We start from the raw sequence: 14,586 nt of genomic DNA, 5'->3' as shown, positions 1-14,586 counted from the left end.
AGCTTTTCGTACCGTCACTTATTGCACTGAAAACGAGGAGACCCCAACGTGGACATCCAGATGCGCACCAATGTGCCGCACATCTTCGCCATCGGCGACATCGTGGGCCAGCCCATGCTGGCGCACAAGGCGGTGCACGAGGCGCATGTGGCGGCGGAAGTGATCGCCGGCGAATTGCAGGGCAACAAGGAACTGGCCAGCGCCGCCTTCAACGCCCGCGTGATCCCCAGCGTGGCCTACACCGACCCCGAAGTGGCCTGGGTGGGCCTGACCGAAGACCAGGCCAAGCAGCAGGGCATCAAGGTCAAGAAGGGCCTGTTCCCCTGGGCGGCCTCGGGCCGCGCCATTGCCAACGGCCGCGACGAAGGCGTCACCAAGCTGCTGTTCGACGACAGCCCCGAAGCAGGATCAGGAGACGGCCATGCTGGCCGGGGCCACGGCAAGATCCTGGGCGGCGGCATGGTCGGCACGCATGCGGGCGACATGATCGGCGAGATCGCCCTGGCCATCGAGATGGGTGCGGACGCTGTCGACATCGGCAAGACCATCCACCCGCATCCGACGCTGGGCGAGAGCATCGGCATGGCGGCGGAAGTGGCGCATGGCAGCTGCACGGATGTGCCGCCTGCGCGCAAGTAAGTCCGCAGCCAAGCTACCCTGACAAGGCCCGAACTGGCGACGGTTCGGGCCTTGTGCTTTGCGTACCCAAACAATCGCCGCAGAATACTGTGCATTTGTACAGTATTCATGTCAGCCACTTCCAAGCCCAAGCTCTACAACCCACGCCACCCCGAACGCACGCTGCTCTACCAAATGGTAGCCGAGCACTACGAGACCTGGCTAGAGTTGGCCAGCGCGGGTCAGTTCGACGGCCAGGGCGACCACCACACCCCCAAGCCCTTCGTGCGCAAAGCGTTTGCCAAGTATCTTGAGTGCGGCATCTTTGCCCATGGCTTTGCCCGCGCTCGCTGCGGCGACTGTGGGCACGACTACTTTGTAGCCTTCTCCTGCAAAGGCCGGGGAGTCTGCCCCTCGTGCACCACGCGGCGGATGGTGGAGACGGCGGCACACCTGAGCGACCACGTTTTCCCCCGCCTGCCGGTGCGCCAGTGGGTGCTCTCCGTGCCCAAGAGGTTGCGGTACTTCATGCAACGCGACGGAGCGGTGCTGAGCATGGTGCTGCGCATCTTTCTGCGGGTGATCGCACAAACTCTGCAGACCCACAGCCCCGGTGCGGCCCATATGGACAAGGCAGGCCTGCACATCGGTGCCATCGCCTTCATTCACCGATTCGGCTCCAGCCTCAATGAACACGTCCACTTCCACGTTTGTGTGGTGGACGGGGTGTTTGAGGAAGTGGAGGGCGAGGGCGATGCTGATGCGACCCCTCGAATCTCATCGCCGGGTGTCATCTTTCACGCGGCCACCGGCATCGATGCGGCTACCGTGGCCCCAGTGCAGACCACACTGCAAAAACGCATCCTGCGCGCCTTCGTTGCTCGGGGCCTGCTGGAGAACTGTGACGCCAAAGACATGCTGGGCTACAAACACAGCGGCTTCTCGGTGGACGCCGGTGTCTGCATCGAAGCCCACGACCGCGCTGCGCTGGAGCGGCTGCTGCGCTATTGCGCGCGTCCACCGTTTTCCATGGAGCGCCTACGCAAAGAGGGAAGCAAACTGGTGTACCGCTGTGCCAAACAGCGCAGCGAGCCCACCAGTGACAAGCGTGGTGCCAAGGCAGATGAGCTGCACCTCACACCGCTGGAACTGATCGACCGCATCGCCGCGCTGGTGCCACCGCCACGCACCCACCGGCACCGCTACTTTGGTGTGCTGGCACCAAACTCGCCGCTGAGAGCGGCGGTAACGGCGCTGGCTCAGCCTGCTGCGTCGCAACCAGCCACGGTGGAGACTGCACAACCTGGCGCGGGCGTACCTGGGGTGGCGGCGCCGGGCAACGCGGCCACACCCACACCCGAACCTGAAGCACGCCCGAAGCGAGCGGCGCATTACTTGTGGGCGGTGCTGATTGCCCGCATCTACGAGGCATTTCCGCTGCTGTGCCCCATGTGCGGTGGGCAGATGCGCATCATTGCCTTCATCACCCACAGCGCCGAAATCCGCCACATCCTGAACCACATCGGGGTGGAGTCTGCCCCCCCGCACATCACCCCGGCACGCGGGCCACCGCTGTGGGAGGGCTGCGACGCGCCGGTGGATGATGGTGCGCAAGGCGAGCCGGATTGGGATCTGGCAGCTCAACCCGACGAGGTAGACCAGCGCGTCAATTGGTGACCCAGTGAAGCGGCGGTATCCATCGCTGCGGGGAAGCAGCTGCGCGCGCGCCAGGCCCAAATGCATACTGCCTCCCAAGCTCTTGCCATTGAGCGGCAAGCGAGCGCTCAACCTTCCTTGGCCGAACGTGTTTCGAGGCCCAAAACTCGTGCCATACTTGGCCTCATGCGGTTGAATTTCCTATCCGTCCCCAGGAACACGCCGTGTGGAAAACCCTCTTCGAGCGCCAGAGCCGGCTGCTTCCCGGCCGCGCCTGCGACGCCTTCGTCGAGGGAATGAAAGACCTTCCTATCGGGCCGGAACAGATCCCGAACTTCGAGCAGCTTTCCGAAGCGCTGATGAAGCGGACCGGCTGGCAGGTCGTGGCCGTCCCGGGCCTGGTTCCCGACGATGTCTTTTTCGAGCATTTGGCCCATCGCCGCTTCCCCTCGGGCCAGTTCATCCGCAAGCCGGACCAGTTGGACTACCTGGAGGAGCCAGACGTATTCCACGACGTGTTCGGCCATGTGCCAATGCTGATGAACCCCGTGATCGCCGACTACATCCAGGCCTATGGTCAGGGCGGGCTGCGCGCCAAGAAGCTGGGGATGCTGGAGAAGCTTGCGCGGGTCTACTGGTACACCGTCGAATTCGGGCTCGTCCGCCAAGCGGAGGGCCCGCGCATCTACGGCGCCGGCATCGCCTCGTCGGCGACAGAAACGGTGTTCTCGGTCGAAGACGACTCACCGAACCGTCTCCGCTTCGATCTGGAGCGAGTGATGCGCACCCGCTACCGCATCGATGACTTTCAGGAGAGCTACTTCATGCTGGACGATCTCGACGAACTGCTGGAACTCGCCCATATCGACTTTGCACCCGTTTACGAGCGCGTGGCGAGTGCGAGCGAGTACGACCCCGGCGATGTTCTCGCAACAGACTCGGTGATCACCCGCGGAACGGGCCGCTACCACGCGGCAAAGAAACAGGCATGAACATGAGCAACACATCCCAGGCAGCCATCATCACCGGAGCCGGAGGGCACTTGGGCACGGCTGTGGCGGCGGCCTTCAGGCGGCACGGCATCCGGCTCGTTCTGATCGACCGCCAAGTCGATGCATTGCGAGCCAGCTACGCAGACGCCGCCGACGTGGCAGTGGTCGCCACAGACCTTTGCGAACCGGAGCAAGTGGCCGAGGCTGTTCGATCGGGTGCCGAGCGTTTCGGCCGCATCAACGCAGTGTGCCACCTGGCCGGCGCCTTCCGCATGGGACAGCCGGTTCACGAAACATCGCCCGATGTCTTTGATTTCCTGATGGACGTCAATGCGCGCACGTTTGTCAATTTGGCGCGCGCCACGGTGCCGCATCTGCTGGAGCATGGGGGCGGCAGCGTCATCACCGTGGGAGCGGGGGCAGCAACGAAAGGAGCGGCGCAGATGGGTGCCTATTGCGCATCCAAGAGCGCCTTGATGCGGCTTACGGAGGCAATGTCCGCAGAGTTGAAAGACCGCAACATCAACGTAAACTGCGTGTTGCCGTCGATCATCGACACACCGGACAACCGAGCTGCCATGCCGGACGAAGTATTTTCCCGTTGGGTGTCACCTGCGGCATTGGCAGACGTGATCATCTTTCTCTGTTCCGACGGCGCCCGTTCAGTGCACGGTGCTTCGATCCCCGTCACCGGACTGATCTGAGCGATTTCCCGATTCCATCTGCCCAATGATCGACATCCGGCACCTGCGGTGCTTTCAGGCGGTCGCCGAAGAGTTGCATTTCGGCCGTGCGGCCCTGCGCCTGTGCGTCGCGCAGCGGGCAAGATCTTCCTGGAACGGACGAACCTGATCCTCGAAGAAGTGGAGAAGGCCGCAGCAGATGCGCGCCACACCGGTGCCGGCGTATCGATGCGGCGTCAGAAGCCCACTTTCGCCTTTAAGCAATGAATGCGCCATTAAAAGCCCTGTCGCTGCGTTACGGTTGCGGTGTCTGCCCGAAGTAGGCCCTCCGCAAAAGACCTGCGATCGCTCGCTTCTCCAGCGGGCGAGGATTGGGATATTGCGCTGACATGACCAGGTCACAGGCGCGCCCGAGATCGGCTTCTTTCATCCCGATCGACCGAAGCGAGACCGGTGCTCCGTTCGATTTGGCGAGATCGTACAACGCACGCGCTGGGTCGAGGATCGATAGTGCCTCCTGAAGCAACTTGATCGCGGTTGGGATGGCCGGAGAGTTGTATGCGAGCGCATGAGGGAGAATGATTGTGTGTGTTTCAGCGTGCGGAAGGTTGAACGTTCCGCCGAGCGTATGACACAACTTATGGTGAAGCGCCATGCTGACGTTACCGAGCACGCTTCCGCACATCCAGGCGCCATACAGAGCGTCCGATCGAGCTTTCAGGTCAGCTGGCTTTATGCGAATCTTTGGTATTGCCTTGGCCAAAGCCGCAATTCCCTGCTGGGCCATGATCGATAAGATGGGATTGATTTCTGGCGCGTACAGCCCTTCAACGGCATGTGCGATTGCATTTACGCCGCTTGTGACGCTAATCGAAGATGGCAGGCTGAGCGTAAGCTCCGGGTCGTAGATCACTGTGCGTGGAAGAACACGCTTGTCTCGCCCCGTCCTTTTTAGTTCACTCTCTGTTATGCCAAAAATGGATGTCATTTCACTTCCGGCGTAGGTCGTGGGAATCGCCAAGATTGGCAGTGAGGACTGAAGCGCGAGCATTTTTGCCAAGCCGATGGTAGAGCCCCCACCGGCGGCAACATATCCGTCGATCCCAAGATCACGCGCCATTGAAACAGCGTCCTCAACGATCGGCGCCGGAACATGCATCGTCGCGCGATCAAAGAAACCTGCCACGCGTTCGGAAATGTGATCAGAAACGAGCTCTGCGAGTCCGCGCTGCTCCAGAGTAGAGATGACAAGCACGCGTTTGAGCCCAAGCCGCCCCAGCTCACTCGGCAAGGCCTGAAGAACACCTGGGCCGAAAAGTACGCGAGGCGTGAGTGGGTCGTGGACAAAATTCATTTGCCTTTTGTCCCTGTACGCTTCAATAGCTCCAGTGTGCGCGCGTTTGCGGTGCGAGTTGCCTGCGCAGAATAATTCGGACTCGATGCGCGTGCGAAGGAGTGCCCTGCATCGTACCAATGCAGTTCGATTGAGGAGTTCTTCCCGAAAGCGCCCGTGATAAGTACTTGGGCCTCTGGGCTCACATAGTGGTCCTGCTTCCCCATATGAAACATGGCCGGGGTGGTGATCAGCGGCGCACGGTGGAGTCGCTTTTCAAAGCCGACGCCGTAGTACCCGATACAGCAGTCCGACACGCCCTCCGCTGCGGCTTCGTAGGCCAACGCCCCACCGAGGCAATAACCAACAACGGCCACATTGCCGTCACAAAAAGGCTGCGAACGCGCGTGGTTGACGGTCGCACGTAAATCGGCTACTCCTTCTTCGAGGTCATAGTCATGGAACATTTCCAACGCGCGCTGCCTCTGTGCTTCATTCAGGGGATCGAACGTGATGCCCGACCCGTGGCGCCAATACAAGTCTGGACAAAGCCCGACGAACCCTTCCGAAGCTAGCCATTGCACGACTTCCTGCATAAACGGGTTGACGCCAAAAATCTCCTGCGCGACAACCACCACGGGGCCGCGGCCTGCACAGGGCAATTGAAGAAGTGCCCCGAAACAAGTTCCATCGAGCGAACGGATCGCTACACCTTCTGTCAGCATGATCTTGCCTATTCCTAAGTGATTGCATTGAAACGAAGGTCGATGAGCAATTTCTGCCACCGATTCGCTTCTGACCTGGGGCCAAGGTGCATCTCAAGCCGCGCGCGCGTAATGACGAACCTTGTCATGGTCGAGATCGACACCCAGCCCCGGACCTTGGGGAATCTGTACTTCGAAATCCTTGATTTCCAAGTCTTGCTGAGTTAGCCGGTCACTGAGAACCCAAGGACCGATCAGCTCACACCCATAAGGCAGAGACGGCAGCGTTGAGTAAACGTGGAGCGCAGCAGCGGTGCCCACTGTCGAGTCGAGCATCGTGCCGCCATAGGAGGAGATTCCTGCTGCCTCCGCTATGGTCGCCACCCTCAAGGTATTTGCAATGCCGCCCATATTACAAAGCTTCAATGAAAAAACGTCCGCAGCGCGGTCGCGCGCCAGTTCGAAGGCGGACGAGAGCGAGCTGAGACTTTCGTCGGCCAGGATCGCAACGCGATTCTGCTCCGTAAGCCGCCGAAGGGCTCCAAAATTCGCTCGCGCCACAGGCTGCTCGACCAACTCCACGCCTGCCTCTTCCAGGCGGGGAATCCAAATCGAGGCGGTTTGTTCGTCCCACGCCTGGTTCACATCAACGCGGACGGACGCTTTGTCGCCCACGGCCTTCACGATACTGCGAATGTGCTGCAAGTCCTCGGCGGGTGTGCGGATCCCCAGCTTCACTTTAAAGCGATTGTGCCGGCGCGACTCGATCATTTCGAGAGCCGAGTCGATGTCTCGTTGTGTGTCACCACTGGCCAACGTCCACGCAATAGGGATGCTGTCCCTCGTTCTGCCGCCGATCAGGTCGCCCACAGACAAGTTCAGGGCCCGTGCCTTTAGATCGTGGAGCGCGATATCAATCGCCGCTTTCGCAGAGAAATTTCCAGTCACCGCCTTGTCCATCAGGATGCGGGCTACGTTCAGGTTGGACGCGTCCTTACCGATCAGATGAGGTGTCAAGTAGGTATCGATGATCGCTTTGATGGTCTCCGCGGACTCGGAACTCCAGGTGGGTCCACCAACACTGCCGCCTTCCCCGATGCCGACAAGGCCTTCAGCTTTGATTTCGACGATCACATAGCTTTGTTTGTTCACCGTCGTGAACGACATCTGGATCGGACGACGTGTCGGAACGTCGACGATCCTGGCGGTGATCGATTCGATTCTCATGTGTGTTCCTTTACTGAATCAGCTCTGCGGTGTGAAACCGACTTTCCGGACAATCTCTTTCCAGACGCCGTAATCGCGCCGTAGCCGAGCTGCGAGTTCCGCTGGCGTACTCAACTGCACTTCCATGCCCAGCGTGGCGAAGTTCGTTGCAATGGACGGTTTGGTCAGCGCGTGCGCTATCTGCGCGTTGGTTCGGTCTATCACGGTCGCCGGTGTGCCAGTGGGCGCAAAAAAAGCGAACCATTCGATGAACGTCAGCTCAGGATAGCCCTGCTCCCTAATCGTTGTAGTTTCTGGGGAGAAGCGGCTGCGCTTATCGCCACTGGTTGCGATGATGCGGCACCTGCCGTCCTTTGCGTACTGCAGGAATTCCCCCACAGGACCAATGACGACCGGAATTTGGCCCCCAACCATATCCAGGATGGCCGGCGGCGTGCCGCGGTAGGCCACGTGGGTCATTTCTACACCCGCGGATTTGCCTATGAGCACGCCGATGAAATGCGCCGCTGCGCCTGGCGCTGGCGAGCCGAAAATGGCGTTGTTGGGTGAAAGCCTGCACCACTTCATGAGATCGGCAATACTCTTGACAGTGGAGGGTACGCTGGGGCCGACGCCGATCGCATATTCGAACGATGCGCCCGCACCCACCGCGACAAAGTCGTTGAGCGAGTCGTACGGCAGTTTCGCGAAAGTGTGGGGGTAGGTGTTCAGGATTGCGAGAGGAGTCATCAGCAGTGTGCTCCCGTCGGCCGGAGCGTTCTTCACGAACTGCGCGGCAATCTGGCCGCCCGCACCAGTTTTCGTCTCGACGACCGAAGTCCGTGCAAGCGTAGGAGTTGCTCCGTCCGACATGCGCCGCGCCACAGTGTCAGCCGTGCCTCCGGCGGGAAAGCCGCACACGATCCGCAGATTTTCGCGTGGCGCATCTGATTGTGCGCGCGCAAGTCCCGATAGCGCGACAGCTGCCGCGCTAGCCAGTAGATGCCGTCTGTTGTTCATACGATTTCCTTCACAGATGAGGGTTCAGAAGAGGGCAGGGTGCGAGGAATGAGGGGGTTGATCGTCGTGCGACGAAGTTCGCGCCGCACGGAGAGATCAAAGCGGTGACCGCGGCGCGAGGTGCATCGGTCACCCCGCCGAGGCGCATCAAGCAGGGTCGAGCACAAAGTTGATCTTCAAAACTTTCGCGCCTCCCCGCTCCTCAGGCTCATGCACCAGCGCGGGCCGAACGCCTTCCACGCAGTCGCTGTCGACCCACTGGCCCCCGGCGAAGTAGGCCTGAGTCGTATGCTCGACAAATCCGGCCGCCCGCACTTTGAAGTGCACATGGGCTGGCCTCCACGGATGCCGCCCCAGGAAGCCAAGCAGTTCGCCGCTAGGGCCGTCATGTGGAATCGTGTAAGGCGCTGGCATCGTGGTTCGCACGTGGAAGGCACCCGTCGGGCCAATGACCTTTCGTCCGCGATACAGATCGGTCGGCAGGTCCTCCCGGAATCCGCTGTAAAAGCCTTGGGAGTCGGAGTGCCAGATGTACAACTGGGCACCTTCGACGGCATTTCCGGCGAGATCGGTGACGCGGCCTTCGATGATCAGTTCATCACCCTGTTCACCGCGCGTCTTGATGCGGTCGGCGATTTCCGGCACTGCTTCGAGAAAGTACGGCCCCTCGAGGTTGCTGATCGAGCCCTTTCGGTGCTTCATCTCGATGTCCGAGATGGTCGCATTGAAGAGCATGTCGCACGTCAGCGGAACCTCGAACTCCGGGCCTTTGGTGTACTTCATCAGAAAGCCCACGGCGGCGCGGTACTCCTCGAACGTCACGTCGTGACGCCATAACACTTCACGCACCGCCTTCACAAGGTCTTGAATCACTAATTCTGAACGCGTCGACATGTCAATCTCCTACAGAGTTCTTGTATTGGGCCGATCGGCCATTTGCAGCTTGGTTGACATCGACTTTATGTAGAAACGGTGATATCTTCCAATACTGTTTTTGCACTGAGGATGACCAAAAAGGTATCGCCTCCGCATTTGATCGAGGACTCAGATTGGAACTTCGGCATCTCCGATACTTCGTAGCGGTTGCGGAGGAGCGCAGCTTTCGGCGTGCCTCCATGCAACTTCACATCTCTCAGCCTCCTCTGTCCCGCATGATCGGCCAGTTGGAAGCACAGGTCGGCGTACAGCTGCTTGACCGAACAGCACGCGGAGTAGAGCTGACGGCTGCCGGGCACGTCTTCCTTGAGGAGGCGCGAAGAGCGCTGCGCGTCGTGAGCGACGCAGTCGACCGGTCTCGCCGCGCTGCTCGAGGCGAATTCGGTCATCTGGAGATCGCCTACTACGGTTCACCGATATTTGGCGTCCTTCCCCGAATAGTTACAGCGTTTCGAGAGCTCAACCCACAGGTCACGGTGGACCTATATCACCTGCCCAAAGACAAGCAGATCCAAGCGCTTCGCGACGGGTGGCTCGACATCGGGTTCGCCCGGCAATACCCGAACGAGCCAGATGTCTCGTGCGAGGAGGTTGTTCGCGAACCCATCGTCCTGGCCACAGCGTCAAGCAATCCGCTGGCCAAACGGGCTGAGGTGCCGGTGGTCGCTTTGCGTGACGAGAACATCGTGGTCTTCCCTCGCACGTCACGGCCGAGCTTCGCCGACGAGGTGCTTCGCATCTGCGAACAGGTCGGTTTCGCCCCGCTGATTGTCAAAGAGGCTGAAGACTTGTTGGCCTGCCTCGCCCTTGTCTCGGCAGGTTTTGGCGTTGCCCTGGTCCCAATCTCGGCCATGAGTATTCAGCTTCCGCAGGTCTCCTTCGTGAAGTTGATCCGGCCCAAGCCGACCAGCAGCGTCTATTGCGCCTACCGGAAGGATGACCTGAATCCAAGTCTTTCCCGTTTCCTGGATCTCATTCGAGCGCTCCGGAATAAAGGGTAGGTCGCTCTGAGTTCCGATCCCAGCGAGCCTGGCGACTTCGAGGCCACCGACGCCTTGAGGGGACCCACTGGCCCGCGAAATCGCATAGCTGATGCGCACCTGGTCACCAGCTACTAGCCGCCAGAAAACGGCGTAACGGCAGGCCGCTCCTAGTTGGGGTCGGCTGCTCGCGAGCGAGCCCCACCACGCCAACGAGACGCGCCCCATCGGCCAATGTGCTCCGGAATTGCGCACACACCCGCTCTGCCACATCTCGACCAGATATCGGGTAAACACCAATCAAAATTATTGACTGCAGATTGCAATAATTGCATATTGCAGCTATATTTCTTCGACTGATCGCATCGTCGTGATCGCTTGCGTCTTGCGATGAAGGGCTGCCATCGACAGGTGTGGCCATCCGTGCTGCGCAACATCAACTCAACAAGGAAGGGTCTGCTCAAATGACCACAAGAGAAGAGAACATTCTGCTCACAAACACGAACGCGGACAGTCCGATGGGCGAGATGGTCAGAAGCCACTGGATTCCATTCATGTGCGAACACGAATTGCCGGCGATCGATGCGCCGCCGCAGCGGATCAAGTTGCTCGGCGAAGATCTGATCGTGTTCAGAGACAGTGGCGGCAGGCTGGGTGTGATCGATGAGTTCTGCCCGCACCGCGTCGCAAGCCTGTTCTACGGCCGAAACGAGGAGAGCGGAGTACGGTGCATCTACCATGGATGGAAATTCGACGTGAATGGCACGTGCGTCGACATGCCATCTGAACCCCCTTCCAGCGCGTTCCGAGATTGCGTGAAGATTAAAGCGTACCCAGTCCGTGAGCATTCGGGTCTGGGCTGGGTATACATGGGAAGCGCGACCCCAGCCCCCGAGTTGCCAAACTTCGAATGGATGGAATACCCGCCGTCCCATCGGCATATGTCCCGCTGGCAGCAGGACTGCAATTTCGTTCAGGCTCTCGAGGGTGAAGTGGATGAAGCTCACGTAGCCTTCCTGCACAAGCGACTCGACAATCCTCAGGTTCCAAAGGAATCATTGTTTGGCTCCTACTTCCAGGAGGCTCAGGCACCGCGCTGGAAAATCCTCGAAACGGATTTCGGACTTGCGTGCGGCGCGCGCAGGCTGGTGAAAAACGAGATGCCGTTCTTCTGGCGCGTGGATCTGTTCCTGATGCCCTTCTACACCATGATCGCGCCAAGCGATGATCAGAACTCGCGGGTATGGCGGGTGTGGGTTCCCAGGGACAACGAGAGCCTATGGTCGATTTGCGTAACTTATCGAAAGGACGGACCGCCGGACGCGACAGAGCTTGGCCTGTGGAGAGACGGCGCGGTTGCCCACCGTCGGGTCATTCCAGGAACGACGACACCAGTGGAGAACAAGGGCAACGACTATCTGCTCGACCGACGTGTTCAGCGCGACCAATCCTTCACCGGAATACATGGAATCCGCGCTCAGGATGCAGTGGTGACGGAGAGTTGCGGCCCCATTGTTGACAGGACTCGCGAGCACCTGGCCTCAAGCGATACACCCATCGTGGCGATGCGCAACCTCATGCTGCGCGCCGCAAAGGCGACTGCAGAAGGTACGCCTCCTCGCACCAGTGCCGGCGGACAGATCTACATGGTGCAGAGTTACTCCGGACTGCATGCAGATCCGACGGATTTCGACCAGCTTCCCGTGGTACTCGACACCATGCGGATCCAGACAGAGACTGCGAACCAATCGAATTGAGGGAACGATGGAAACATCAAAAACACGCCCCCGCGAGCGCACAGATCACGCCGATACGCTGCGTATGCGAGTCGTTGAGACTATCGCGGCGTCACCAAGCACGAAGGTACTGCGACTCCGTGCAGTAGATGGAGGGATTCTTCCTCGGTATGAAGCAGGCTCGCACATCGAGGTGCTGGTCACGCTGACTGATGGCGAGCATGCGTGGAACGCCTATTCGCTGATCGGGAATCCCGGAGACAGGTCCACATACGAGATCGCGGTCAAACGGGAGGACCGCGGACGCGGAGGCTCGCGCCATCTGCACGAGGCAGTATCCACTGGAATGGAATTGGAGGTGCGCCGTCCCCGCAACGGCTTCTCACTGGATCTGAACGCGAACAGCCACCTCCTGATAGCAGGTGGGATTGGCATCACACCGATATACTCACTGTCGTCCCAATTGTCTCGACTAAAGATCAGACACCGGGTCATTTATTGCGTACGTGATTTGGAGGATGCACCCCTCCTTGATCTCTTGTCGAAGAGTGAGTTCGCTGAAGTCGAGTGTCACGCTGATGGAGGGCTCGCGCAGAGCTACTACGATTTCGATACCTTGCTTCGAGATCCCGTTGAACGCCAGAGGATCTACGTGTGCGGTCCGCAGTCATTCATTCGAACCATCTCTCGGCTATGCGAACGCTACAGGTGGCACAACCGCGTGGTCAGGTCCGAGAGTTTTGGCGGCGTACGCGATGCACCTCATGCGACGTTGACTGTTCACTTGGCCAAGCGCAGGAAGACCATCATCGTTCAACAGCCCGAGAGCATTGTAGATTCGATGCTGCGACACGGCCTGGATCCCACCTACGGCTGCAAGCGTGGCGACTGCGGCATCTGCGCTGTATCGGTGACCAAGGGCGTTCCGCTTCATCGCGACATGTTCTTGTCCGACGAGGAGAAGAAGTCCGAAAAATACATGTGCACTTGCGTCTCCTGGGGTGCCTCCGCGGAGCTGACTCTTGACATATAGCCAGAAGCATGGGGCATGCAAGGACAGCTAGGCCCACCGCCTGCGACTGTCCCGCGGATTCGCGTCAACGCTTCAGGTGGTCGCTCGGCTCTCCTGATCAAGACTTCGCATCAACCTAAGGCAAACTCCAAGAGCGCTCTGCGAGCGCCTTGTCGATATGTCCTTCGATCTTGTCAAGGATGATGTTGAGCTGGTCCGATTCGGCCTTTGATAAAACTCCAAAGACGGCTCGTTCGACACTAAGTGCAACGGGCACTATTTCTTCATAGACTTTGCGCCCTCGCGCCGCCAGTCGCAACTCGATTCTTCTTCTATCTTGTTGATCCACGCGCCTGGTCAAGAACCCTCTCTTGACCAGATCGGAAGTAGCTCGAGTGATGGAAAAAATGTCGATGACGATGAACTCAGAAAGTTCTTTGAGGGCCATCGGAGCATGCTCGGCTAGCACTGCAATGATTCGCCATTCAGTCTGCGAAATATCAAATTTTTTCGTGTACATCTCTGCGAGAGTCAAAGTAAGCTTATTCCCAATTACGGCGAATCTCGCGTTGCGCCAAACACTCAATTGAAGCTGCATAGAAATTGTAGAATTCGACGAAGATTGAAAGCCATTGTCCGATTTTTGCGACTCGAGTGCAACGAACTGATCGCTAGTGGTGCCCTCGGGTGCGTTTCACAACTCAAAAACGAATGCCGTGCCTCCGTTGTTCGATCCGCAGATGCTCCCGGCGCCTAGGGGCAAACTGCTGATCCGCGGCATCGAGTTGGCCGTGCTCAAGGAAGAAACCTACGAGGATGAGCGGCTTTGGCTACGTACTCCAGTGTCGGTTCCAGCCATTCGACAGTGACGGCCCCTGGACGCGATGTTGTCCCTCGGCGAACGCTGGTGGACCGGCATACAAGGTTGGCCGCCACATCCTATTCCGCATTACCGGAATGCTTGAGCGTAGCCCTAGTCAGTCTCATTGAAGGTGTCGCCAAGCGCGTTGACCAAACGATCGATCTCATTCGGCGTGCTGATGAAAGGCGGTGCGATCTGGATCGTGTCACCTCCATACCGGACGTAGAACCCCTTGCGATACATGGCCATAGCAACGTTGTACGGCCGCAGTGCGGGCTCACCTGGTGCACTCGCCACAGTGATGCCAGCCGCCAAGCCAAAGTTGCGAATGTCTGCCACGTTGTCTGCGGCGCGCAAGCTGTGGACGGCCTCCTCAAAGCGTGGCGCGAGCTCGCGAACCCGCTCAAGCGCGGCTTCCTCCTCCAAGAGCTGCAAGCTGGCCAGCGCCGCGGCGCAAGCGACGGGATGAGCTGAGTAGGTGTAGCCGTGAGGAAACTCCAACATGTACGACGGCCCTCCTGCCCTCATGAAGACGTCATGTATCTCCTGCTTCACGACCACGGCACCAAGCGGCTGTGTGCCGTTCGTAATCTGTTTGGCCATCGTCATGATGTCCGGCGTGACGCCAAACGCTTCAGCTCCAGTCCAGCACCCCGTGCGACCAAAAGCGGTGATCACCTCGTCGAAGATGAGCAAAATGTCTTGTTGGGTGCAGATCTCGCGCAGTCGCTGCAAGTAGCCCATTGGGGGCACGACCACTCCAGCAGACCCCGAGAAGGGCTCGACGATCACCGCCGCAATGTCTTTCCTGTTCGCTTTGTAAACGGGTATGGTGGCCTCCCACTTTT

General features: G+C 59.3%; 14 protein-coding genes and 2 pseudogenes. 9 read left to right on the top strand and 7 right to left on the bottom strand.

The features are described from left to right. Positions 1-45: 45 nt before the first annotated feature. The 6 genes and pseudogenes from ABDB81_RS29890 to ABDB81_RS29865 form a co-directional block, all read left to right on the top strand. Positions 46-639 (top strand): annotated as a pseudogene (locus tag ABDB81_RS29890) (FAD-dependent oxidoreductase); the annotation flags it as partial. A gap of 108 nt (positions 640-747) precedes the next feature. Next, entirely contained in the window at positions 748-2,295 is a 1,548-nt protein-coding gene (locus ABDB81_RS29885; RefSeq protein WP_011117152.1) for an IS91-like element ISPps1 family transposase, read from the top strand. A gap of 203 nt (positions 2,296-2,498) precedes the next feature. Next, a complete protein-coding gene (gene phhA / locus ABDB81_RS29880; protein WP_346814347.1) occupies positions 2,499-3,266 on the top strand; it encodes a phenylalanine 4-monooxygenase in 768 nt (255 codons plus the stop codon). A 2-nt stretch (positions 3,267-3,268) separates the two neighbouring features. Beyond that, positions 3,269-3,970, top strand: coding sequence for an SDR family oxidoreductase (locus ABDB81_RS29875; RefSeq protein WP_346814348.1), 702 nt, complete (start codon positions 3,269-3,271; stop codon positions 3,968-3,970). Between the two features lie 28 nt (positions 3,971-3,998). After that, a pseudogene (locus tag ABDB81_RS29870) lies at positions 3,999-4,085 on the top strand (LysR family transcriptional regulator); the annotation flags it as partial. Continuing rightward, a complete protein-coding gene (locus tag ABDB81_RS29865) occupies positions 4,073-4,216 on the top strand; it encodes a hypothetical protein (protein ID WP_346814349.1) in 144 nt (47 codons plus the stop codon). The pseudogene ABDB81_RS29870 and the gene ABDB81_RS29865, both read left to right, overlap by 13 nt. A 28-nt stretch (positions 4,217-4,244) precedes the next feature. Here the strand turns inward: ABDB81_RS29865 and ABDB81_RS29860 are convergent, their stop codons facing one another. From ABDB81_RS29860 to ABDB81_RS29840, 5 genes are all read right to left on the bottom strand, one after another. Continuing rightward, positions 4,245-5,303, bottom strand: a complete 1,059-nt coding sequence (locus tag ABDB81_RS29860; RefSeq protein ID WP_346814346.1) for a maleylacetate reductase — start codon at positions 5,301-5,303, stop codon at positions 4,245-4,247. Continuing rightward, positions 5,300-6,067, bottom strand: a complete 768-nt coding sequence (locus ABDB81_RS29855; protein WP_346814345.1) for a dienelactone hydrolase family protein — start codon at positions 6,065-6,067, stop codon at positions 5,300-5,302. The genes ABDB81_RS29860 and ABDB81_RS29855 overlap by 4 nt, the downstream gene beginning before the upstream one ends. 33 nt (positions 6,068-6,100) lie before the next feature. Beyond that, positions 6,101-7,213: a muconate cycloisomerase family protein gene (locus ABDB81_RS29850; protein ID WP_346814344.1), complete on the bottom strand. Its 1,113-nt coding sequence runs from the start codon at positions 7,211-7,213 to the stop codon at positions 6,101-6,103. Positions 7,214-7,231: 18 nt separating this feature from the next. Continuing rightward, complete coding sequence (locus ABDB81_RS29845) at positions 7,232-8,212, bottom strand: tripartite tricarboxylate transporter substrate-binding protein (protein WP_346814343.1); 981 nt, start codon at positions 8,210-8,212, stop codon at positions 7,232-7,234. 147 nt (positions 8,213-8,359) lie between these two features. Beyond that, on the bottom strand, positions 8,360-9,106 hold the full coding sequence (locus ABDB81_RS29840) for a catechol 1,2-dioxygenase (protein WP_346814342.1): 747 nt from the start codon (positions 9,104-9,106) through the stop codon (positions 8,360-8,362). Between the two features lie 20 nt (positions 9,107-9,126). On the opposite strand from ABDB81_RS29840, the gene ABDB81_RS29835 reads away from it, so the two are divergent. From ABDB81_RS29835 to ABDB81_RS29825, 3 genes are all read left to right on the top strand, one after another. After that, positions 9,127-10,149, top strand: a complete 1,023-nt coding sequence (locus tag ABDB81_RS29835; RefSeq protein ID WP_346814341.1) for a LysR family transcriptional regulator — start codon at positions 9,127-9,129, stop codon at positions 10,147-10,149. 443 nt (positions 10,150-10,592) lie between these two features. Beyond that, positions 10,593-11,885, top strand: a complete 1,293-nt coding sequence (locus ABDB81_RS29830) for a Rieske 2Fe-2S domain-containing protein (protein WP_346814340.1) — start codon at positions 10,593-10,595, stop codon at positions 11,883-11,885. A gap of 7 nt (positions 11,886-11,892) precedes the next feature. After that, positions 11,893-12,897, top strand: a complete 1,005-nt coding sequence (locus ABDB81_RS29825) for a PDR/VanB family oxidoreductase (RefSeq protein ID WP_346814339.1) — start codon at positions 11,893-11,895, stop codon at positions 12,895-12,897. Between the two features lie 115 nt (positions 12,898-13,012). Here the strand turns inward: ABDB81_RS29825 and ABDB81_RS29820 are convergent, their stop codons facing one another. Together ABDB81_RS29820 and ABDB81_RS29815 are read right to left on the bottom strand one after the other, a co-directional pair. Beyond that, positions 13,013-13,396, bottom strand: a complete 384-nt coding sequence (locus ABDB81_RS29820) for a MarR family transcriptional regulator (protein ID WP_346814338.1) — start codon at positions 13,394-13,396, stop codon at positions 13,013-13,015. 453 nt (positions 13,397-13,849) lie between these two features. Then, positions 13,850-14,586, bottom strand: a 737-nt coding sequence (locus ABDB81_RS29815) for an aminotransferase class III-fold pyridoxal phosphate-dependent enzyme (protein WP_346814337.1), incomplete at its 5' end; no start/stop codon positions are given.

It is taken from the genome of Cupriavidus sp. DL-D2 (assembly GCF_039710735.1).
GTDB lineage: Bacteria > Pseudomonadota > Gammaproteobacteria > Burkholderiales > Burkholderiaceae > Cupriavidus.
The sequence above is the reverse complement of the archived record's forward strand: the minus strand, read 5'-3'. Positions and strand labels throughout refer to the sequence as shown.

Excerpts from the sequence above, each read along its gene's own strand:
- ABDB81_RS29885 (WP_011117152.1), top strand. The coding sequence starts at position 748 with ATGTCAGCCACTTCCAAGCCCAAGCTCTACAACCCACGCCACCCCGAA.
- ABDB81_RS29875 (WP_346814348.1), top strand. The coding sequence starts at position 3,269 with ATGAGCAACACATCCCAGGCAGCCATCATCACCGGAGCCGGAGGGCAC.
- ABDB81_RS29860 (WP_346814346.1), bottom strand. The coding sequence starts at position 5,303 with ATGAATTTTGTCCACGACCCACTCACGCCTCGCGTACTTTTCGGCCCA.
- ABDB81_RS29850 (WP_346814344.1), bottom strand. The coding sequence starts at position 7,213 with ATGAGAATCGAATCGATCACCGCCAGGATCGTCGACGTTCCGACACGT.
- ABDB81_RS29845 (WP_346814343.1), bottom strand. The coding sequence starts at position 8,212 with ATGAACAACAGACGGCATCTACTGGCTAGCGCGGCAGCTGTCGCGCTA.
- ABDB81_RS29840 (WP_346814342.1), bottom strand. The coding sequence starts at position 9,106 with ATGTCGACGCGTTCAGAATTAGTGATTCAAGACCTTGTGAAGGCGGTG.
- ABDB81_RS29830 (WP_346814340.1), top strand. The coding sequence starts at position 10,593 with ATGACCACAAGAGAAGAGAACATTCTGCTCACAAACACGAACGCGGAC.
- ABDB81_RS29825 (WP_346814339.1), top strand. The coding sequence starts at position 11,893 with ATGGAAACATCAAAAACACGCCCCCGCGAGCGCACAGATCACGCCGAT.
- ABDB81_RS29820 (WP_346814338.1), bottom strand. The coding sequence starts at position 13,396 with ATGTACACGAAAAAATTTGATATTTCGCAGACTGAATGGCGAATCATT.